Below are 19,552 nucleotides of genomic sequence, written 5' to 3'. Positions count from 1 at the left end.
CATAATAGTGAGAGAACAGAGTGAACAGCGGCGGTTGCCCTTGCGGCCGCGCGCAGGCCTTTTGAATGGATGACCATGCTGAACAATAAGACGATCCTGATCACCGGCGGTACCGGCTCCTTTGGCAAGCAATTTGTGAAGACCATCCTGGCGCGCTACCAGCCGAAAAAGGTCATCATCTATTCGCGCGACGAGCTCAAGCAATACGAAATGGCGCAGACCTACAACGCCCCGCAGATGCGCTACTTCATCGGCGACGTGCGCGACCAGGCGCGCCTGCTGCAGGCCATGGACGGGGTCGACTACGTGATCCACGCGGCCGCGCTGAAGCACGTGCCGGTGGCCGAGTACAACCCGATGGAGTGCATCAAGACCAACATCTACGGCGCCGAGAACGTGATCCACGCGGCGCTGGCGGCCGGCGTCGAGCGCGTCATCGCGCTGTCGACCGACAAGGCGGCCAATCCGATCAACCTGTACGGCGCCACCAAGCTGGCGTCGGACAAGCTGTTCGTGGCCGCCAACAACATGGTGGGCAGCCGTCCGACCCGTTTCGCCGTGGTGCGTTATGGCAATGTGATCGGTTCGCGCGGTTCCGTGGTGCCGTTCTTCCGCAAGCTGCTGGACGAGGGCGTGACCGAACTGCCGATCACCGACGAGCGCATGACGCGCTTCTGGATCACGCTGCAGAACGGCGTCGACTTCGTCATCAACAATTTCGAGCGCATGCACGGCGGCGAGATCTTCGTGCCGAAGATCCCCTCGGCCACCATCACCGACCTGGCGCTGGCCATGGCGCCGCAGCTGCCGCGCAAGGTGATCGGCATCCGCCCCGGCGAGAAGCTGCACGAAGTGATGTGCCCGCTGGACGACGCCCACCTGACCCTGGAGTTCGCCGACCACTACGTGATCAAGCCCTCGATCACCTTCTCCGAAGGCGTCGACTACGCGCACAACAAGCGCGGCGAAACCGGCACCCTGGTGGCCGACGGCTTCGAGTACAGCTCCGGCACCAACCCCGACTTCCTGACCGTGGCGCAGATCCAGGCGCTGATCGCCCAGGGCAGCCCGGCATGATTCCCTACGGCCGCCAGTCGATCACCGAGGACGACATCGCGGCGGTAGCGGCGGTGCTGCGTTCGGACTGGATCACGCAGGGCCCGTCCATCACCGCCTTCGAGAACGCGCTGGCGCGCTACTGCGGCGCGGCGCACGGCGTGGCCGTGGCCAACGCCACCGCCGCGCTGCACATCGCCTGCCTGGCGCTGGACGTCGGCCCGGGCGACCTGGTGTGGACTTCGCCCAACACATTCCTGGCCTCGGCCAATTGCGCGCTGTACTGCGGCGCCGAGGCGGACTTCGTCGACATCGACCCGGCCACCTACAATATGTGCCCGCAGGCGCTCGAGCGCAAGCTGGTGGCCGCGCGCGCGGCCGGGCGCCTGCCCAAGGTGGTGATTCCGGTGCATTTCGCCGGCCAGTCCTGCGACATGGCGGCGATTGCCCGCCTGGCGCGCGAATACGGCTTCAAGGTGGTGGAAGACGCCTCCCACGCGGTGGGCGCGGACTACCTGGACGGCAAGGTCGGCAGCTGCCAGTACAGCGACCTGGCCGTGTTCAGCTTCCACCCGGTGAAGATCCTGACCACCGGCGAGGGCGGCATGGTGATGGCGCGCGACGCGGCGCTGGCGCAGCGCCTGCAGCAGCTGCGCTCGCACGGCATGGTGCGCGACGCGGCCCTGTCCGAACAGCACGGCGCCTGGTACTACGAGCAGCACACGCTGGGCTACAACTACCGCATCACCGACATCCAGGCCGCGCTCGGCCTGTCGCAGCTGGGCCGCCTGGACAGCTTCGTGGCGCGCCGCCGCGCGCTGGCCGCGCGCTACGACGCGCTGCTGGCCGGCCTGCCGCTGCAATGCCCGCGGCAAAGCCCGGACGGCCGCTCGGCCTTCCACCTGTATCCGGTGTGGATCGACGAGGCCGCCGCCGGCCGCAGCCGGCGCGCCGTGTTCGACGGCCTGCGCGCGGCGGGCATCGGCGTCAACGTGCACTACATCCCGGTGCCGAACCAGCCCTACTACCAGGCGCGCGGCTTCCAGCCGGGCCAGTTCCCGGCCGCCGAGCGCTACTACGCCGGCGCCATCAGCCTGCCGATGTACTACAGCCTCAGCGACGCCGAGCAGGACCAGGTGGTGGCGGCGCTGCGCCGGGTGCTCGCATGAGGCTGGCGATCATCCCCGCGCGCGGCGGCAGCAAGCGCATTCCGCGCAAGAACATCAAGCCCTTCGCCGGCAAGCCCATGATCGCCTACGCGATCGAGGCCGCGCGCGCCTGCGGCCTGTTCGACCGCGTGCTGGTGACCACCGACGACGACGAGATTGCCGGCATCGCGCGCCAGCACGGCGCCGAGGTGCCCTTCATGCGGCCGGCCGAGCTGTCAGACGACCACGCCGGCACGGTGCCGGTGATCGCCCACGCGATCCAGGCTTGCGCCGCGCTGGGCTGGCAGGCGGCCCAGGTGTGCTGCATCTATCCCGGCGTGCCGCTGCTGCGCGTGGCCGACCTGCGCGCCGCGCACGCGCTGCTGGACGCCGGCGACGCCGATTACGCCTTCACCGTGGCGCCGTTCCCGGCCGCCGTGCAGCGCGCCTTGCGGCGCGGCGCGGACGGCAAGATGGCGCCGTTCCAGCCCGAATACGTGCGCACCCGCACCCAGGACCTGGAGCCGGGCTATTACGACGCCGGCCAGTTCTACTGGGGCACGGCCGAAGCCTGGCTGCGCGGCCAGTCGCCGCACGAGAACGGCAAGGGCCTGGTGATCCCCGAGTGGCGCGCGGTCGACATCGACACCCCGGACGACTGGCGCCGCGCCGAATTGTCCTTCCACGCCTTCGCGGCGGCGGAAGACTGAGCGCCGCGCCGGCCTGTGCCCCCGTCATGAAGGTCGTCATCCGCTGCGACGCCGCGCCGGCCATCGGCACCGGCCACGTGGTGCGCTGCCTGACGCTGGCCGAACGCCTGCGGGCCGGCGGCGCGCAAGTGCGTTTCATCTGCCGCGCGCATCCCGGCCACATGGCCGGCGCCATCGCCGCGCGCGGCTTCGCGGTCGGGCTGCTGCCCGCGCCCGCCGCCGCCAATCCCGCCCCCGCCCCCGCCCAGGCCGAGCCGCCAGCGCCCGCGCACGCCGCCTGGCTGGGCGCCGGCTGGCAGCAGGACGCGGCCGACACGCTGGCCGCCATGGCCGAGGGGGGCGATGCGCGCCCCGACTGGCTGATCGTCGACCATTACGGCATCGACGCCGCCTGGCAGCGCGCCGTGCGCCCGGCGGTGCAGCGCCTGATGGTGATCGACGACCTGGCCGACCGCCCCCACGACTGCGACCTGCTGCTGGACCAGAACCTGGCTGACGCCGGCGCCGCGCGCTACGCCGGCCTGGTGCCGCCGCACTGCCAGCTGCTGTGCGGCCCGCGCTACGCCTTGCTGCGCGACGAATTCGCGCAGGCGCGCGCCGCGCTGGCGCCGCGCAGCGGCCGGCTGCAACGCCTGCTGGTGTTCATCGGCGGCGCCGACTTGCACGATGAAACCGGCCGCGTGCTCGACGCGCTGGCCGAACTGCACGCGGCCGGCCAGCCGCTGGCGGCCGACGTGGTGGTGGGCGCGGCCTACGCCGCGCACGAAGCGCTGGCGGCCCGCTGCGCCGCGCTGCCCGGCGTGCGCCTGCACCGCCAGGTGTCCAATATGGCCGAGCTGATGGCCGGCGCCGACCTGGCCATCGGCGCCGGCGGCGGGGCCATGTGGGAGCGCTGCAGCGTGGGCCTGCCGGCCATCGTGCTGGCGGTGGCCGGCAACCAGCGTCCCGGCTGCGAAGCCATGGGCCGCGCCGGCGCCGCGCTGTATGTGGGCGGGCCCGGGCCGGACAGCGGCGCGCGCCTGCTGGCCGCGCTGCGCCTGGCCTGCGCCTCGCCATGGCTGCTGCAGCACCTGGCGGCGGCCAGCCTGGCCCTGGTGGACGGCCAGGGCGCCGCGCGCGTGGCGCGCCGCCTGGCCGCACTGCCGCTGGCGGCCGGCCTGCGCCTGCGCCCGGCCGCCGCCGCCGACTGCGACGCGGTCTGGGCCTGGCGCAACGACGACACCGTGCGCCGCCATTCCGGCGACAGCGCCGCGCTGCCGCTGGCGGCGCACCGCCAGTGGTACGCCGGCGTGCTGGCCGACCCCGAGCGCCAGCTGCTGCTGGCTGAAATCGGCGCTGAAGTGGCCGGCGTATTGCGGTATGATCGCAAGCAGAACCAGGCCACCATCTCGGTCTATCTGACGCCGGCATTCCTGGGCAAGGGCATCGGCCCGGCCCTGCTGGAGCAGGGCAGCGCCTGGGTGGCGCGTCACTGGGCCGGCGTGGACACCATCGAGGCCCTGGTGCGGCCGCAAAACCTGGCCTCGGCCGAAGCATTCGCCACTGCGGGCTTCAGCCTGGAATTCGACATTTACCGGCTGCGCATCAAGCCCTGACCGAGCCGTAACCGAGACGTAACCAAGGCATCCACCATGCAAATCCAGAACCGTACCATCGGCCCCGGCGCCGCTCCCTTCATCATCGCCGAGATGTCGGGCAACCATAACCAGTCGCTCGACCGCGCCCTGGCCATCGTCGACGCGGCCGGCAAGGCCGGCGCCCACGCGCTCAAGCTGCAGACCTACACCGCCGACACCATGACCCTGGCGCTCACCAGCGGCGAGTTCACCATCCGCGACGAGAACAGCCTGTGGCAGGGCCGCAACCTGCACGCGCTGTACCAGCAGGCCTACACGCCGTGGGAATGGCATGCGCCCATCATGCAGCGCGCGCAGGAACTGGGCATGATCTGCTTCAGCACCCCGTTCGACGAGACCGCCGTGGACTTCCTGGAAAGCCTGGACGTGCCGTGCTACAAGATCGCGTCCTTCGAGAACATCCACCTGCCGCTGATCCGCAAGGTGGCCGCCACCGGCAAGCCGCTGATCATGTCGACCGGCATGGCCAGCATCGCCGAGCTGGACGAGGCGGTGCGCACCGCGCGCGCGGCCGGCTGCCAGGACCTGATCCTGCTCAAGTGCACCAGCACCTATCCGGCCACCCCGGCCAACACCAATGTGCTGACCATTCCGCACATGCGCAACCTGTTCGGCTGCCAGGTCGGCCTGTCCGACCACACCATGGGCCTGGGCGCCTCGGTGGCGGCGGTGGCGCACGGCGCCACCGTGATTGAAAAGCACTTCACGCTGCGCCGCGCCGACGGCGGCGTCGACTCGACCTTCTCGATGGAGCCGGAAGAGCTGGCCGCGCTGGTGGTGGAAACCGGGCGCGCCTGGGAATCGCTGGGCCAGGTCACCTACGGCCCCACCGAGGCGGAGAAGAAATCGCTGGTGTTCCGCCGCTCCATCTACATCGCGCAGGACATCGCGGCCGGCACCGTGCTGACGCAGGACAACCTGCGCTGCGTGCGTCCCGGCCTGGGCCTGCCGCCCAAGTATTACGATTTGCTGCTGGGCCGCAAGGTCAACCGCGACGTGGCGGCCGGCACGCCCATGAACTGGGACCTGCTCGGTGGCTGATCCCTGGCGTGTGCTGCTGGTGGGGCTGGGCCAGATCGGCCTCGGCTACGACCTGCAGCTGGACGACAGCAGCGTCTATTCGCACGCGCGCGCCTTCGCCCGCCATCCGGACTTCGTGCTGGCGGCCGGCGTGGACGGCGACGCCGCCGGCCGCGCCGCCTTTGAAGCGCACTACCGCGCCCCGGCCTACGCCAGCGTGGCCGACGCGCTGGCGGCCGGGGTGGCGGTGGACGTGCTGGTGGTCGCCGTGCCCACCGCGGCCCACGGCAGCGTGCTGCGCGCCGTGCTGGCCGAACGCGCGCCGCGCGCGGTGCTGTGCGAAAAGCCGCTGGCGCCCGGCCTGGACGAGGCGCGCGCCATGGCCGCGCTGTGCGAAGCGCGCGGCAGCGCCCTGTACGTAAACTATATGCGCCGCTCCGACAGCGCCGTGATCGAAGTGGCGCGCCGCCTGCACGGCGGCGCCATGGCCGGCCCGGTCAAGGGCGTGTGCTGGTACTCGAAAGGCTTGCGCCACAACGGCTCGCACTTCGTCAACCTGCTGGAGTACTGGCTGGGGCCGCTGAACGGCCACCGCCTGCTGCAGCCGGGCCGCCGCTGGGGCGAGGACGACGCCGAGCCGGACGTGCAGCTGCAGTTCGCGCGCGGCAGCGTGCTGCTGCTGGCCGCGCGCGAGGAAGACTTCTCGCACTACACCATAGAGCTGGTGGCCGGCAACGGCCGCCTGCGCTACGAGCAGGGCGGCCGCCTGGTGCAGTGGCAGCCGGCCGTGGCCGGCGCGCTGGCCGGCTACCGCGCGCTGGCGCCGGAACCCGAAGTGCTGGCCAGCGGCATGCAGCAGTACCAGTACCACGTGGCCGAGCAGCTGGCCGCCGCGCTGGGCGGCCGCCCGCACGTGCTGTGCGGCGGCGCCGACGCGCTGGCCACGCTGCAGCACGTGCAGACTATCATCGATGAATGTACCCGCACTTAAAGGACTAGCATGAAAAACCTCGCCATCGCCGGCGGCGCGCCGCTGCGCACCGCGCCCTTCACCCTGCGCCGCACCATGGGCGCCGAGGAAAAGCAAGCCGTCAACGAGGTGATGGACAGCGACCAGCTGTCGTCCTTCTTCGGCAGCCCCGGCGACCAGTGGCTGGGCGGCCCCAAGGTCAAGGAATTCGAACGCAAGTGGGCCGAGCGCTACGGCTTCCGCCACGCCATCTCGGTCAACTCCTGGACCACCGGCCTGATGACGGCGGTCGGCGCCATGGGCATCGGCCCGGGCGACGAGGTGATCGTCTCGCCCTACACCATGTCGGCCAGCGCCACCGCCATCCTGTTCTACGGCGGCATCCCGGTGTTCGCCGACGTCGACCCGGACACCTACAACCTGACCGCCGAGACCATCGCCGCGCGCATCACGCCGCGCACCCGCGCCATCATGCTGGTGCACATCTTCGGCCAGGCTTGCGACATGGACCCCATCATGGCGCTGGCGCGCCAGCACGGCCTGAAGGTGATCGAGGACGGCGCGCAGTCGCCGGGCGTGCTGTACAAGGGCCGCCCGGTGGGCGCGATCGGCGATATCGGCGGCTTCAGCCTGAATTATCACAAGCACATCCATACCGGCGAAGGCGGCATGCTGGTCACCAACGACGACCAGGTGGCGCTGCGCTGCCAGCTGATCCGCAACCATGCGGAAAACCTGGTCGAGGCGCACGGCGTGCAGGACTTGACCAATATGATAGGCAGCAACTACCGGCTGACCGAGCTGCAGGCCGCCATCGGCATCGTGCAGCTGGACCGGCTGGACGCCTACCTGGTGCGGCGGCGCAAGCTGGCGCTGCGCCTGGAGCAGCAGCTGGCCGGCATCCCCGGCCTGCAGACCGCGCGCCTGGCCGAGGGCGCCGAACATGCCTACTACGTCTACCCGATCAAGTACGACGCGGCCGTGACCGGCATTCCGCGCGCGCTGTTCGTGCGCGCCGTCAACGCCGAACTGCCGGCGCCCGGCCACCCCGAGCAGATCGGCCTGTCGCCGGCCTATGTGCGCCCGCTGTACCTGGCGCCGGTCTACCAGCAGCAGATCGCCATCGGCAGCAAGGGCTTCCCGTGGACCATGAACCCCGGCGTCAAGTACGACTACGGCAAGGGCTTGTGCCCGGTGGTCGAGCGTCTGCACGAAGAGCAGATGCTGCTGACCATGCTGGTGCGCGAACCGCTGGAGGAGGCCGACATCGACGACTTCGCCGCCGCCATCCGCAAGGTGTTGCGCCACAAGGATGAATTGCCCACCTGAACTAAGGGGCCATGCTTGCGCTGACTGGGGGAATTGGTTAACCTAGGCGAAAGCATGAGGGCGCTGGCCCGATCGGACACACTATGCAAGAGCAGGAAGAGGAACGTGGCTTGCTGCTGCAAGGGCAACACGTCACGCTGGAGCCGTTTACCGCCGACAGCATCACGCCGGACTATGTGGACTGGCTGAACGACCACGAGCTGATGAAGTTCAGCAACCAGCGCTTCCGCCGGCACAGCGCCGACAGTTGCCGCGCCTACGTGGCCAGCTTTGCCGGCAGCGGCAACCTGTTCCTCGCCATCCGCCACCAGGGCCGCCTGGTGGGCACCATGTCGGTCTACCGCTCGGCGGTGCACGGCACGGCCGACATCGGCCTGATGATAGGACGCGGCGGCGGGGGACGCGGCTGGGGCCGCGACGCCTGGGCCACCATGCTGGCCTACCTGCTGGCGCGCGGCACGCGCAAGGTCACCGGCGGCACACTGCGCTGCAACAGCGCCATGGTGCGCATCATGCAAGCCTGCGGCATGCAGGCCGACGGCGTGCGCGCCGCCCAGGAACTGGTCGACGGCCAGCCGCAGGACGTGTTGTATTTCGCCAGTTTTCAGGCCGCATGCTGACCCCCCTGCCATCCGCTTGTCCGCCGGCGCCGCTGTGCGCGCCGCTGGCGCTGGTCGCGCACGACGCCGGCGCCGCCAACCACCTGCTGGCCTGGTACGACGCCGGCCTGCTGGGACCGGCGCACCGGGTGCGGCCCTGCCTGGCCGGCCCGGCGCTGGCGCTGTGGGGCGGGCGCGGCCCGGTGCTGGAACTGGCGCAGGCGCTGGACGGCGCGTGCGCCGTGCTGAGCGGCACCGGCTGGGCCAGCAGCCTGGAACACGAAGCGCGCCGCGCCGCGCGCGCGCGCGGCCTGCCCTCGGTGGCCGTGCTGGACCACTGGACCAATTATCCGCAGCGCTTCGCACGCGGCGCCGAGCCGGTGCTGCCGGACGCGCTGTGGGTCAGCGACGCCCACGCGCGCGCGCTGGCCGAGGCCAGCTTCCCCGGCGTGCCGGTGGCCGAGCTGCCCAATCTCTACCTGCAGCAGCAGGCCGACCGGATCGGCGCGCCGCCCGTTGCCGGCGCGGGCGCCCCGGCGCGCGTGCTGTACGTGCTGGAGCCGCTGCGCGACAGCTGGGGCGCGCTGCCGCAGCCGGGCGAGCTGCTGGCGCTGGACTTCTTCGCCGAACACCTGGCGCTGCTGGGCCTGCAGGGCGCCGCGCTGCGCCTGCGCCCGCATCCGTCCGACCCGCCCGGCAAGTACGACGCCTGGCTGCTGCGCCACGCCGCGCTGGGCGCCACGCTGGACAGCTCGGCCTCGCTGGCCGAGGCGCTGGCCTGGGCCGACACCGTGGCCGGCTGCCAGACCTACGCCATGGTGGTGGCGCTGGCCGCCGGGCGCCGCGTGGTCAGCAGCGTGCCGCCGTGGGCGCCGCCCTGCGTGCTGCCGCATCCCGCCATCCTCCATTTATCCGCTTTGTTGCCGCACGCGGCCCCTCCGCGCGCTTTATCCACATAGGTGTCTTATCATGATTAATACTTACGGCCAGCCGCTGTTCCCCGACCTGAAGTACTGCGCCCGCTGCTGCATGCCGGAGACCAACGAAGGCATGCAGTTCGACGAGATGGGCATCTGCCAGGCCTGCCAGTCCTCCGAGCAGAAGATCCGCATCAACTGGGTCGAGCGCGAGAAGGAGCTGCGCAAGATCCTCGACTACTACAAGAGCCTGAACAACGAGTACGATTGCATCATCCCTATCTCGGGCGGCAAGGACTCCACCTTCCAGCTGCACGTGCTGACCAAGGTGTACGGCATGCGCGCGCTGGCGGTCACCTTCAGCCACACCTGGTTTACCGAGACCGGCAAGTACAACCTGCAAAATTGCCTCGAGAAGTTCGATGTCGACCACATCATGTTCTCGCCCAGCCGCTCGCTGGTGAGCCGCCTGGCCAGGCAGTCGCTGTTCAAGATCGGCGACGCCTGCTGGCATTGCCACTCCGGGGTGGGCGCCTTCCCGATGCAGACCGCGGTGCGCTACGGCATCCCGCTGCTGATCTGGGGCGAATCGATTGCCGAATCGTCCGGCCGCGCCACCCACCGCAACCCGGTGCGCAAGTTCGACCGCGACTACTTCACCAAGGTGTCGGCCAAGCGCTACCCGGAAGAGATGGTCAACGACGAGATCAGCCTGCGCGAGATGGCCTGCTTCAAGCTGCCGTCGGTGGAGGACATCGAAAAGCTGGGCGCGGTCGGCATCCACCTGGGCGACTTCGTGTTCTGGGACGACGAGCGCCAGATGGAGTTTGTGCGCGACGTGTACGGCTGGCGCGAGGACAAGGTCGAGGGCACCTACAAGAACTACAAGAGCGTCGAGTGCCGCATGGCCGGCGTGCATGACTACACCAAGTTCCTCAAGCGCGGCTTCGGGCGCGGCACCGACCACGCCAGCCAGGACGTGCGCGCCGGCCTGCTGACGCGCGAGGAAGCGTTCGAGCTGGCCAAGCAGGCCGACACCGAACGCCCGCCGGCGCTCGACTGGTACCTCGAGATCACCGGCTTCAGCGAGGACGAGTTCAACACCGTCATGCGCCAGCACCGGGCCCAGGTGACGGCCGGCGGCGGCCTGACCGACGCCGCCTTCAGCGACGCCGTGCAAGCCTACCGCGCCGCGCAGGTGAAGGCATGAGCGCGCGCACCCCGGCCCAGCTGGCCGAGTACACCGCCAGCCAGCTGCTGCCGCTGCTGAAGGCGCGCGAAGTGAGCGCGCGCGAAGTGACCCAGGCCTGCCTGGACAGCATCGCCGCGCGCGAAGCCGACATCCACGCCTGGACCTACCTGGACCCGGAACTGGCGCTGCGCCAGGCCGACCAGGCCGACCAGCGCCTGGCGGCCGGCAGCGGCGGCCCGCTGTGCGGCCTGCCGGTGGCCGTCAAGGACATCTTCAACACGGCCGACATGCCGACCCAGATGGGCAGCCCGCTGTTCAAGGACTTCACCCCCGGCAACGACGCGCGCGTGGTGCACTACCTGCGCATGGCCGGCGCCATCATGCTGGGCAAGACCGTGACGGCGGAATTCGCCGTGCACGCCCCCGGCCCGACCTGCAACCCGCACCACCTCGGCCACATCCCCGGCACCTCGTCGAGCGGCTCGGCGGCGGCGGTGGCGGCGCACATGGCGCCGGTGGCGCTGGGCACGCAGACCGCCGGCTCCATCATCCGCCCGGCCAGCTATTGCGGCGTGATCGGCTTCAAGCCGTCGTTCGGCCTGGTGCCGCGCACGGCCATGCTGAAGACCACCGACACGCTGGACACGGTGGGCGTGTTCGCCCGCAACGTGGACGACGCGCAGATGATGTTCGACACCATCCGCGTGCACGGCATCGATTTCCCGATCGCGCACAAGATCCTGAACGACCCGGCGCGCCAGACCATCGGCGAGCGGCCGTGGCGGGTGGCAGTGCTGCAGGGCCCGCGCTGGAACGACGCCGAGCCCTATGCGCGGCAGGCGCTGCAGGACTTCGCCGTGCGCCTGGCCGACGTGGCCAATGTGCACGTCGAGCACCTGGTGCTGCCCGACAGCTTCAACCGCGCGCACGACATCCACGCCACCATCTACGACAAGGCGCTGGCCTACTACTTCAAGGAAGAGTTCGAGGCGCACACGCTGGTGAGCCCGGTCATGTACGACATCGTCACGCGCGGCAACCAGCTCAGCGTGGAGCAGTACCAGGGCGCGCAGCAGCAGCAGACCGCGCTGGCCAGGGAACTGGACGCGCTGCTGGCGGCGCAATACGACATCGTGATCGACCTGTCGACCGGCGGCGAAGCGCTCAAGGGCCTCGATTCGGTGGACCGCCCGGACAACAGCCTGATCTGGAGCCTGTGCGGCGTGCCCAGCATCAACCTGCCGCTGTTTACCGGCCCGCTGGGCCTGCCGTTCGGCGCGCAAGCCTTCGCGCGCCGCTACAACGACTACCTGCTGCTGGCATTCGCGCGCCACCTGCAGGCGCAGGGCGTGTTGCACGCCAACACGCCGCTGCCGGCGTTCGCGCGCTAGCGCGACGGCACAGGCCGGGCCGGAGCCCGGCCGCGCGGGGCGCCAGGGGGGCTGCGCGCCCGGGCGGCGCTTACAGGAAGTGGCGCAGCGCGTGCGCCTCGGCGCCCGCTGCCAGGTAAGCGGCGAACTGGCGGCGCCGGAACTGGTTGAAGGCGTCCTCGTCGAGCCGGTACAGGTCCAGCCGCGCCAGCGCGCCGGCCACGTCGCTGCGCGGCATCAGCTGCGGGTCCGACCACAGCGTCTCGGCCGGGCACAGCGGCGCCGCCAGCGGGTTGAGCACCGGCACCTGGTTGCGCAGGCACTCGATGGCGGCGCTGGTGGGCGCGTCGTACATCAGGCACAGGTCCAGTCCCTGCACGAACTGCGGCAGCGTGCAGGCCACGCCGGCCAGCTGGGTGTCGCGCGCTATGCCGGCGTGCTCCTCGATCAGCCCGAACATGGTTTGCCCCGGACGGTTGCGGATCGCCAGCTCGATGCCGTGCTCGCGGCACCAGGCCGCGATGCGCGCCAGCCCGTCCAGGTAGGCCGCCAGGCCGGTGCTGAGCACCCCGCTCAGCGACAGCCCGCTCAGCATCACGCCCACGCGGCGCAGCGGCCGGCTGGCGCTGTCGCCGCTGCACGTTTCCGGATAGGCCAGCGCCTGGCGCCGCAGCTGGCGGCCGTCGGCGCGCAGCATCGGCAAGCCCTGCATCGGGTGCGTCAGCGCCGTCAGCTGGTCGGAATTGAAGGCGCTGCTGATGCTGACCTTGGCGTGCGCCAGCTGCAGCACCGGCACCTGGTGGCGCTGCGCAAAGCACAGCAGCGGGCCGTGGAAGCCGGCGTCGTGGTCCGACAGCAGCATCTTGCCCGGGCGGCTGGTGCTGAAATAACGTTCCAGCAGCTGCAGCGTGATCAGCTGCGACTGGTACAGCTTGGCCAGCTGCAGCGCCTGGCGCGCGCGGTACTCATGGCTGGTGATGTAGGGCGCCAGCAGGCGGTGCAGCGCGTGCAGCAGGCGCTCGCCGTGCGGCGCCACCGACGCCAGCCCGTGCGAGGCCAGGTGGTTGTGCTCGACCCGCAGCATCTTCACCTGCAGCTCGGGCTGCATCGGCACGCCCCAGTACTTCGGCTCGATGTTGATGCTGCGCTTGCCGGCCGCCTTCAGCTCGGCCGCGAAATAGGGCGCGTCGTAGAAGCAGGTCGGCAAATGGGTCAGCACGTCGTAGCGCCCGGCGCGGCCCAGCAGGTCCGGCACCACGTCCGACTCGTCGGCGCGCTCGCCGTAATGGCTGGCCTGCGCCGCCATGCCCCAGCCTTGCAGCCGTTCCATGAGCAGCAGCGCCGGCAGGAAAGACGGCCAGTAGAAATTGGCCGGGTTGTCGTTTACCGGCAGGTGCAGCGTGTGGCCGGCGAAGCGCTCGCGCAGCGCGTCCCACAGCTGGCTGTACCACAGGTAGCTGATGAAGAAATAGTACAGGTTCAGCGCCTGCCAGCCGCGCAGCGACACGTCGCCCAGCATCTCGGCCATGTCGCGCATCAGCTCCTCTTCCAGCGCGGCGGCCAGCGCGCGCGCCTGCGGGTCGAGCAGCGCGTAGTCCGGCAGCGCGTCCGGCAGCACCAGCTCCGGCTGGCGCAGCTCGCTGCCGGCCAGCACGTCGGCCAGGGTCGGGTCGAAATACCAGGTGCGGTAGTCGTCGCCCACGCCGTCCGGCACCCGGGCGGCGGCCACGTCGTACGACGAAATGACGAGCAGGATGTGCGCCATCGGTCAGCGCTTGATGACCAGTCCCTGCCCGGTCGGCAGCGGGAACACGCGGTATTTGCGGGCTTCGAACCACGCATCCTCGGCGATCTTCTGCAGGCGGTACTGGCCCGACCACTCGTAGTCGTCCAGGATCACCATGCCGCCCGGGGTGACGCGGTCGAACAGCGCGTCGAGCACGGCGATTTCGAATTCGGCGCTGTTCAGGTCGATGTGCAGCATGGCGATCTTGTCCGGCGAATTGCCTTCCAGCGACTGCGGCAGCAGGCCCTTGACCAGGCGCACGTTGTCGTAGCCGGCGAAGCGCGCCTGGATCTCGTCGAACATGCCTTCCTCCTGGCCGTCGAAGGTGTGGTGCTCGACCGGGTTGTAGTCGTAGGTGTCGTAGCCCCAGAAAGTCTTGTCGAAGTTGTCCTTGCCGAAGTAGTCGATCACGGTCTTGATGCCGGTGCCGCGGTACACGCCGCACTCGACGAAGTCGCCCTCGACCTGCGCGCAGTGGTAGGCCGAGCAGGCCAGGATGTAGCGCCGCCAGGCGATGGCGCGGTCGGCGTCGTTCTGCGTGTTCGATTCCCAGGCGCGCACGAAGTTCTCGTCCGAGAACGGCGAATTGCTCTTGCCCCAGGTGAAGATGTTATCGCCCAGGTAGGTGCCGGGCACGCACAGCGTCTTGGCCTCTTCCATCAGCTGGTAGAAGCGGGCCGGATCGGTCAGGCCCCACACGGTGCGCACCATGAAGTTGATCACGCGTTCGGGATGTTCGATCGGGGTTTGGGCCGGCAGTATCATGGTCTTTTCTTTCGGAACGGAGGGCGTGGAGGCTGGCAGGGCGGGGGTCTTGACCACCGAGCGCAGCGCGGTTTCCATCTGGCGCACAAAGCGCGGGCTGTCGAACAGGATCGAGCTGTCGCGGTGCGTTTGCAGATGCTGTTTCATGGCGGCGATGCGCTCGGGCTGGCCCGCCAGCGCCACCGCCAGGTCTTCGTATTCCTGCAGCGAGTGCGTGATCAGTTCGGGCAGGCCGACTGCGTGCAGCAGGCTGCCCGCCATGCGCGCGCAGAAGGTGTTGCCGGCGCAGGTCAGCAGCGGCAGGCCGGCCCACAGCGCGTCGCTGGCGGTGGTGCCGGCGTTGAACGGCAGCGTGTCCAGGAACAGGTCGGCCACGCCGTAGCGGGCCAGGTAGGCGGCCGGCGTGGCCCGCTCGGCGAAGTGCAGGCGGCTGGCCGCCACGCCCAGCCGCTCGGCGCTGGCGCGCAGGTTCTGGCGCACCACCTCGTGGTCCGACACCATCCACAGCACGCTGCCCGGGGTGCGCTGCAGGATGCGCATCCAGGCCGCGAACACCGGCTCGGTGATCTTGAAATTGTTGTTGAACGAGCAGAACACGAAAGCGTCGTCCGGCAGGCCCAGTTCGGCGCGCTGCGGGCGCGGGCCGATGGCGCGCTGGCGGTCGTTGATCTGGAAGCACTCCGGCAGGTACAGCGGCTGCTCGCTCATGTGCGGCGCCAGCTGCGCGGGCAGCACGAAGCGGTCGGCGATCACGTAGTCGATGCAGGGCAGGGCGGTGGTGCCGGGGAAGCCCAGGTAGGTCAGCTGCACCGGCGCCGGGCGGTACGACAGGATGTTGGGGCGGGTGCCCAGCGTCAGGCCGTGCAGGTCGATCAGCAGGTCGATCTCGTGCGCGCGGATGCACTGCGCGGCCTCCTCGTCCGTCATGGTGTCGATGCGGATGTAGTGGTCCATGGCCCTGACCACGCGCGCGCGCAGCGGCGAGTTGTCCTCCTTGGTCCACGAGAAGGCGTACACCTCGAATTGGCGGCGGTCGTGCAGCTCGTACAGCTCGGCCGTCAGGATGGCCACCGCGTGCGAGCACAGGTCGGACGACAGGTAGCCGATGCGGATGCGGGTGTGGCGATAGCCCTCGGCCGGCGCCATCGGTTCGGCCGGCGGCATCACCTTGTCGGCCACGAAGCGGCGCGCCGCCTGCAGCTGCTCATCCGGATCGTCCGAGGCGCTCAGCATGGCCAGCGCGGAGGTCGCTTCCACCATCTCGGCGTGGCTGATGCCGGCGATCGGCGCGTAAATCGGCCAGCTGCACTGCTTCTGGCGCAAATGGATCACATGGGTCAGCACCTTGGGCTGCCGCGGGTCCAGCGCCAGGCTTTGCATCAGCAGCTGCTCGGCCAGCGGCAAGTCCTTGCGGTTCTCCAGCACGCGGCCCAGGTTGTTCAGCGCCTGCACCCGGAAGGCGCGGTCGGCCGGCACGTCCGGACTGGCCAGCGTGGTCACCACGTTCCACATGAGCAGGGCCTCGGCCTGCAGGCCGCGCCGCTCGAGCAGGGTGCCCAGGTTCATGTGCGCTTCGATGAAGCGCGGATTGAGCAGGATGGCGCGGCGGTAGGCGTCTTCGGCGGCGCTGTCGTCGCCCTGGTTGGACAGCGTCACGGCCATGTTGTACAGCACCGCGTAGGCGGCCGGCGACTCGGTGTGCTCCAGCCAGCAGCGGAACAGGGCCACCGCGCGCGGCGCGCGGCCGGCTTCGGTTTCCGCCGCCGCCGTGGTAAACAGCTGCACGATGGGCAATCCTCCCGCCACCGCCAGCTGCTCCGCTAATTGATAGGCTTCCGCCAGCGCCTGCCGCGCCAGCAACGCGTCCAGCCGGGCGAGTTGTGCCGGCAAGCTGGTCTCCTGCGGTGTACTCATCATCGTGGGATTAATTTTCTCGAGGCAACTATTCTAAACGAAAAAACGGGGCCGCAGCGCCCATATTGGCCCCACTATACCGCAGATGGCACGCCGCCAAAGCAATAAGGAAGCGGGTGTTTCCGCACTGTTGTTAAACCGTGGCGGGAAGGTGCGTGTATCATCGTCGGGACCTGATTCCCGGACCCTGGACGCCATGCTGCACACCCCCGCCGATTTCCTCCCCATGCAAGTGCCGGACCGCGCGGCCGGCGCCTGGACCTTTGTGTGCCGGGGCGACAAACTGTTGCTGCGCGAGGCCGATCTCAGCCTGCCCGAGCCGGCGCTGCTGGCCGCGCTGACCGCGCTGGACCGGCCGCACGCCGTGGGCAGCTGGGCCGGCCGCCATTACCAGGCGCTGCATGCCGGCCCCGACTTCCCCTTGCCGCCGGGCCACGCCTTCATCGGCCTGCGCGCGCTGTTTGGCGCCGTGCCCGACGGCTTCCTGGGCGCGCACCCACCGCTACTGCGGCGCCTGCGCCACGCCGATGGCGCAGCTGGCGGGCGAGCGCTGCTTCCAGTGCCCGGCCTGCGGCATGAGCGCCTACCCGCGCATCTCGCCGGCCATGATGGTGCTGATACGGCGCGGCGACACGGTGCTGCTGGCGCAGCACGCCAACGCCCCGGGCGGCCGCTACACGGCGCTGGCCGGTTTCGTGGAGGCCGGCGAATCGGTGGAGGAGGCGGTGCACCGCGAGGTGCACGAGGAGGTCGGGCTGCGGGTGCACAAGCTGCGCTACTTCGGCAGCCAGTCCTGGCCTTTCCCGCATTCGCTGATGATCGCCTACACTGCCGACTACCTGGATGGCGACATCCGCACCGATCCGGCCGAGATCGCCGAGGCGCGCTGGTTTGGCGCCGGCGACGCCTGGCCCGATTTCGCCCACACCGTCTCGATCGCCGCCGAGCTGGTCAACGCGCACCGGCCGCCGCAGCGCTAGCGCCCGCCGATGCGCGCGCCGCATTTTCTATATACTGACGCCAATCGCAATTTTTATGGCTACATCATGACTAAAGAAGCAGCATTTTCGGAAAACGACTGGCGCCGCCTGCTGGAAAGCCTGGGCGAAGACCCGGACCGTCCCGGCCTGCACGAGACCCCGCACCGCGTGTCGAAGGCGTGGAAGCACTGGACCTCGGGCTACGCCCAGGACCCGGTCGAGCTGCTCAAGGTGTTCGAGGACGGCGCCGAGCAGTACAACGAGCTGATCGTGGTGCGCGGCATCCCGGTCTACAGCCACTGCGAGCACCACCTGGCGCCGTTCTTCGGCAAGGCCACCATCGGTTATGTGCCCAACGGCAAGATCGTCGGCCTGTCCAAGCTGACCCGGCTGGTGGACTGCTTCGCCAAGCGCCTGCAGGTGCAGGAACGCATGACGCAGCAGATCGCCAACGCGCTGATGGACGCGCTGGAGCCCAAGGCGGTCGGCGTGGTGGTGCGCTGCCGCCACCTGTGCATGGAAAGCCGCGGCATCCGCACCCCGGGCGAGGAGACCATCACCTCCTCCATGCTGGGCGAGCTGCAGCCCAACCTGGCGCTGCGCACCGAATTTTTGGCCCTGGCCCGCGAGCCCTGACCATCATGGCGAGCGCGATCGAATGGCAAAGCGGCGATCTGGGCGCCGCATTCGGACTGGCGGCCTCGGTCGGCCGTCCGCTGTTTCTGTACTGGGGCGCCGGCTGGTGCCCGCCGTGCAACCGGCTCAAGGCTGACGTGTTCAGCCAGCCGGAATTCGCGCAGCGCATGCGCGGCCTGCTGCCGTTCTGGCTGGACGGCGACGCCGCCGGCGCGCAGGCGCTGGCCGCGCAATACAAGCTGCGCAGCTACCCGACCCTGGTGCTGTACGGCGCCGACGGCCGCGAGATCACCCGTTTGCCGTGCGAGCTGGACGGTGAACTGTTCCTCGGCGCGCTCGACCTGGCGCTGGGCGCCGGCCACACCGCCGCCGAATCGCTGCAGGCCGCGCTGGGCAACACGCGCCCGCTGGCGGACGCCGAATGGTCGCTGCTGAGCCTGTACTCCTGGGACACCGACGAAGGCCAGCTGCTGCCGGCCGCCGAGCTGCCGGCCGTGCTGGCCAGGCTGGCCGCCGCCTGCCCGCCGGACGGCGCCTGTGCCGACGCGGCAGCGCGGCTGCACCTGCATGCGCAAGTGGCCGCCGCCGGCCGCATCGTCGGCGACGCGCCGGCCGGCAACGCCTCAGCCAGCGCCGCGCAGGCCGCCGCCGCCATTGCCGCCGCGGCCGACCGCCTGCTGCGCGTGTTCGGCGACACGCGCCTGGCGCGCGCCAACATGGACATCCTGGTCAACAGCGGCGTGAACCTGATCAAATGGTCGGGCGCGCGCCAGGCCGAGCTGGTGCAGGCGCTGGACCAGGCCGCGCGCGAGTTCGCCGCCGACAGCCGGCTCTCGCTCGGCGACCGCCTGACGGCGGTGCGGCTGCAACTGCGCCTGGTGCGCCTGGGCGGCCCGAGCGCCGACGCGGCCGAGCTGGTGCGCAGCAGCGTGGCCGCCGCCCTGGCCGAGGTACGCGACCCGTACGCGCGCCACACGCTGGTCAACACGGCAGTCAGCGCCCTGAACGACGCCGGCCGCGCCGACGAAGCCGAAGCCCTGCTGCAAGCCGAGCTGCCCGGCTCGCACTCGCCCTACTACTTCATGCTCAGCCTGGCAGCGGCGGCGCGCCGCCGGGGCGACATCCCCGCCACGCTCGGCTGGTACGAGCAAGCCTGGCGCGCAGCGGTGGGCAGCGCGACCCGGCTGCAATGGGGCGCGACCTACCTGGTGAGCGTGATCGACATGGCGCCGGAAGACCAGCCGCGCATCGAAGCGGCCGCGCAAGAGATCGCGCGTGACATTTCCGCTGCCAGCGACGCCTACCAGCAGCGCAACCGCACCCACCTGCAGCGGCTGGCCGGCAAGCTCGCCATGCTCACCGTCCCCGGCCCCCAGGCCGGCGCCCTGCAACGCTTGCTCACCGCCAACCTCTAACCCCCATATCCCCAGCCAAGCTGAGCCGCATTCTGCCCACTTCGGGGTCAGACCCCGAAGTGGGCAGAATGCGGCTCAGTTCGCTTTGCGGACGGTTTTCCCCTATGA

At 70.0% G+C, this 19,552-nt stretch carries 16 protein-coding genes and 1 pseudogene; 15 read left to right on the top strand and 2 right to left on the bottom strand.

Going from position 1 to position 19,552, the window contains the following annotated elements; genetic code table 11:
• The first annotated feature begins 75 nt into the window (after window positions 1-75).
• The 11 genes from pseB (at window position 76) to AC6H42_RS28895 (ending at window position 11,969) form a co-directional block, all read left to right on the top strand.
• On the top strand, window positions 76-1,077 hold the full coding sequence (pseB, locus tag AC6H42_RS28945; RefSeq protein WP_057154309.1) for a UDP-N-acetylglucosamine 4,6-dehydratase (inverting): 1,002 nt from the start codon (window positions 76-78) through the stop codon (window positions 1,075-1,077).
• The gene (gene pseC, locus AC6H42_RS28940; protein WP_057154025.1) at window positions 1,074-2,225 is read left to right on the top strand and encodes a UDP-4-amino-4,6-dideoxy-N-acetyl-beta-L-altrosamine transaminase; all 1,152 of its coding nucleotides are present in this window, start codon (window positions 1,074-1,076) and stop codon (window positions 2,223-2,225) included. The genes pseB and pseC overlap by 4 nt, the downstream gene beginning before the upstream one ends.
• Complete coding sequence (gene pseF, locus AC6H42_RS28935; protein ID WP_057154023.1) at window positions 2,222-2,914, top strand: pseudaminic acid cytidylyltransferase; 693 nt, start codon at window positions 2,222-2,224, stop codon at window positions 2,912-2,914. The genes pseC and pseF overlap by 4 nt, the downstream gene beginning before the upstream one ends.
• 26 nt (window positions 2,915-2,940) lie before the next feature.
• On the top strand, window positions 2,941-4,509 hold the full coding sequence (gene pseG / locus AC6H42_RS28930) for a UDP-2,4-diacetamido-2,4,6-trideoxy-beta-L-altropyranose hydrolase (RefSeq protein WP_497549523.1): 1,569 nt from the start codon (window positions 2,941-2,943) through the stop codon (window positions 4,507-4,509).
• A gap of 36 nt (window positions 4,510-4,545) precedes the next feature.
• Window positions 4,546-5,592 (top strand): pseudaminic acid synthase, encoded by a 1,047-nt coding sequence (gene pseI / locus AC6H42_RS28925; protein WP_057154019.1) that lies wholly within the window; start codon window positions 4,546-4,548, stop codon window positions 5,590-5,592.
• On the top strand, window positions 5,585-6,562 hold the full coding sequence (locus tag AC6H42_RS28920; protein WP_057154018.1) for a Gfo/Idh/MocA family protein: 978 nt from the start codon (window positions 5,585-5,587) through the stop codon (window positions 6,560-6,562). The genes pseI and AC6H42_RS28920 overlap by 8 nt, the downstream gene beginning before the upstream one ends.
• 9 nt (window positions 6,563-6,571) lie before the next feature.
• Window positions 6,572-7,870, top strand: coding sequence for a DegT/DnrJ/EryC1/StrS family aminotransferase (locus tag AC6H42_RS28915; protein ID WP_057154017.1), 1,299 nt, complete (start codon window positions 6,572-6,574; stop codon window positions 7,868-7,870).
• 83 nt (window positions 7,871-7,953) lie between these two features.
• Window positions 7,954-8,490 carry a GNAT family N-acetyltransferase gene (locus tag AC6H42_RS28910; protein ID WP_057154016.1) on the top strand — a complete coding sequence of 179 codons (537 nt, stop codon included), beginning with the start codon at window positions 7,954-7,956 and terminating at the stop codon, window positions 8,488-8,490.
• A complete protein-coding gene (locus tag AC6H42_RS28905; RefSeq protein ID WP_057154015.1) occupies window positions 8,484-9,428 on the top strand; it encodes a hypothetical protein in 945 nt (314 codons plus the stop codon). The genes AC6H42_RS28910 and AC6H42_RS28905 overlap by 7 nt, the downstream gene beginning before the upstream one ends.
• Window positions 9,429-9,438: 10 nt before the next feature.
• Window positions 9,439-10,596: an N-acetyl sugar amidotransferase gene (locus AC6H42_RS28900; protein WP_082551632.1), complete on the top strand. Its 1,158-nt coding sequence runs from the start codon at window positions 9,439-9,441 to the stop codon at window positions 10,594-10,596.
• The gene (locus AC6H42_RS28895; RefSeq protein ID WP_497549522.1) at window positions 10,593-11,969 is read left to right on the top strand and encodes an amidase; all 1,377 of its coding nucleotides are present in this window, start codon (window positions 10,593-10,595) and stop codon (window positions 11,967-11,969) included. The genes AC6H42_RS28900 and AC6H42_RS28895 overlap by 4 nt, the downstream gene beginning before the upstream one ends.
• 70 nt (window positions 11,970-12,039) lie before the next feature.
• Here AC6H42_RS28895 and AC6H42_RS28890 read toward each other — a convergent pair whose 3' ends face one another.
• The gene (locus AC6H42_RS28890; protein ID WP_057154013.1) at window positions 12,040-13,713 is read right to left on the bottom strand and encodes a hypothetical protein; all 1,674 of its coding nucleotides are present in this window, start codon (window positions 13,711-13,713) and stop codon (window positions 12,040-12,042) included.
• 3 nt (window positions 13,714-13,716) lie between these two features.
• Complete coding sequence (locus AC6H42_RS28885) at window positions 13,717-16,389, bottom strand: O-linked N-acetylglucosamine transferase family protein (RefSeq protein ID WP_229418089.1); 2,673 nt, start codon at window positions 16,387-16,389, stop codon at window positions 13,717-13,719.
• 109 nt (window positions 16,390-16,498) lie between these two features.
• Between AC6H42_RS28885 and AC6H42_RS28880 the strand changes: the two are divergent.
• The 4 genes and pseudogenes from AC6H42_RS28880 to AC6H42_RS28865 form a co-directional block, all read left to right on the top strand.
• Window positions 16,499-16,843, top strand: a pseudogene (locus tag AC6H42_RS28880) (hypothetical protein); the annotation flags it as partial.
• A 31-nt stretch (window positions 16,844-16,874) separates the two neighbouring features.
• Window positions 16,875-17,393, top strand: a complete 519-nt coding sequence (nudC, locus tag AC6H42_RS28875) for an NAD(+) diphosphatase (RefSeq protein WP_497549521.1) — start codon at window positions 16,875-16,877, stop codon at window positions 17,391-17,393.
• A 66-nt stretch (window positions 17,394-17,459) separates the two neighbouring features.
• Window positions 17,460-18,029 carry a GTP cyclohydrolase I FolE gene (gene folE / locus AC6H42_RS28870; protein ID WP_056392666.1) on the top strand — a complete coding sequence of 190 codons (570 nt, stop codon included), beginning with the start codon at window positions 17,460-17,462 and terminating at the stop codon, window positions 18,027-18,029.
• Between the two features lie 5 nt (window positions 18,030-18,034).
• A complete protein-coding gene (locus tag AC6H42_RS28865) occupies window positions 18,035-19,444 on the top strand; it encodes a thioredoxin family protein (protein WP_082551629.1) in 1,410 nt (469 codons plus the stop codon).
• Window positions 19,445-19,552: the final 108 nt, after the last annotated feature.

It is taken from the genome of Massilia sp. NBRC 108631 (genome assembly GCF_059704565.1).
The sequence above is the reverse complement of the archived record's forward strand: the minus strand, read 5'-3'. Positions and strand labels throughout refer to the sequence as shown.

What these genes read in the sequence shown, in the direction of transcription:
- pseF (WP_057154023.1), top strand. Translation starts at nt 2,222, where the DNA reads ATGAGGCTGGCGATCATCCCCGCGCGCGGCGGCAGCAAGCGCATTCCG.
- AC6H42_RS28910 (WP_057154016.1), top strand. Translation starts at nt 7,954, where the DNA reads ATGCAAGAGCAGGAAGAGGAACGTGGCTTGCTGCTGCAAGGGCAACAC.
- AC6H42_RS28900 (WP_082551632.1), top strand. Translation starts at nt 9,439, where the DNA reads ATGATTAATACTTACGGCCAGCCGCTGTTCCCCGACCTGAAGTACTGC.
- AC6H42_RS28865 (WP_082551629.1), top strand. Translation starts at nt 18,035, where the DNA reads ATGGCGAGCGCGATCGAATGGCAAAGCGGCGATCTGGGCGCCGCATTC.
- AC6H42_RS28905 (WP_057154015.1), top strand. Translation starts at nt 8,484, where the DNA reads ATGCTGACCCCCCTGCCATCCGCTTGTCCGCCGGCGCCGCTGTGCGCG.
- pseI (WP_057154019.1), top strand. Translation starts at nt 4,546, where the DNA reads ATGCAAATCCAGAACCGTACCATCGGCCCCGGCGCCGCTCCCTTCATC.
- AC6H42_RS28895 (WP_497549522.1), top strand. Translation starts at nt 10,593, where the DNA reads ATGAGCGCGCGCACCCCGGCCCAGCTGGCCGAGTACACCGCCAGCCAG.
- AC6H42_RS28915 (WP_057154017.1), top strand. Translation starts at nt 6,572, where the DNA reads ATGAAAAACCTCGCCATCGCCGGCGGCGCGCCGCTGCGCACCGCGCCC.
- AC6H42_RS28890 (WP_057154013.1), bottom strand. Translation starts at nt 13,713, where the DNA reads ATGGCGCACATCCTGCTCGTCATTTCGTCGTACGACGTGGCCGCCGCC.
- pseG (WP_497549523.1), top strand. Translation starts at nt 2,941, where the DNA reads ATGAAGGTCGTCATCCGCTGCGACGCCGCGCCGGCCATCGGCACCGGC.
- pseC (WP_057154025.1), top strand. Translation starts at nt 1,074, where the DNA reads ATGATTCCCTACGGCCGCCAGTCGATCACCGAGGACGACATCGCGGCG.
- folE (WP_056392666.1), top strand. Translation starts at nt 17,460, where the DNA reads ATGACTAAAGAAGCAGCATTTTCGGAAAACGACTGGCGCCGCCTGCTG.
- pseB (WP_057154309.1), top strand. Translation starts at nt 76, where the DNA reads ATGCTGAACAATAAGACGATCCTGATCACCGGCGGTACCGGCTCCTTT.